This window comes from Novosphingobium sp. HR1a (assembly GCF_015594425.1).
GTDB lineage: Bacteria > Pseudomonadota > Alphaproteobacteria > Sphingomonadales > Sphingomonadaceae > Novosphingobium > Novosphingobium resinovorum_A.
This window is the reverse complement of the sequence record NZ_JABXWS010000178.1, coordinates 1-253: the sequence shown is the minus strand read 5'-3', so window position 1 is coordinate 253 and position 253 is coordinate 1. Positions and strand designations below refer to the sequence as shown.

Annotated in this window: 1 protein-coding gene; it reads left to right on the top strand. The window is 58.9% G+C overall.

Going from position 1 to position 253, the window contains the following annotated elements; translation table 11 throughout:
- On the top strand, positions 1-211 hold a 211-nt coding region (locus tag HWN72_RS30890; RefSeq protein WP_211152349.1), incomplete at its 5' end, for a transposase.
- Positions 212-253 lie beyond the last annotated feature (42 nt).

The following is a 253-nucleotide window of genomic DNA, read 5'->3' as shown; positions in this document are numbered from 1 at the left end:
AAACGCCATCGAGGCGTTGAATGCCCAGCTTCGACGGGCGGTCAGGGCCAGGGGGCACTTTCCCAGCGACGATTCAGCGACCAAGCTGCTCTATCTGATCTTGAACCGATCCGAGAAAGAGTGGAAAATGCCGCCACGTGAGTGGTCTATGGCCAAGGCCCAGTTCGCCGTGCTGTTCGGAGAACGCTTCATCAAGGCCATGGCAGCGTAATGTTCAACCGCCCGCCCACACACGGAATTCCTGACAGTCCCC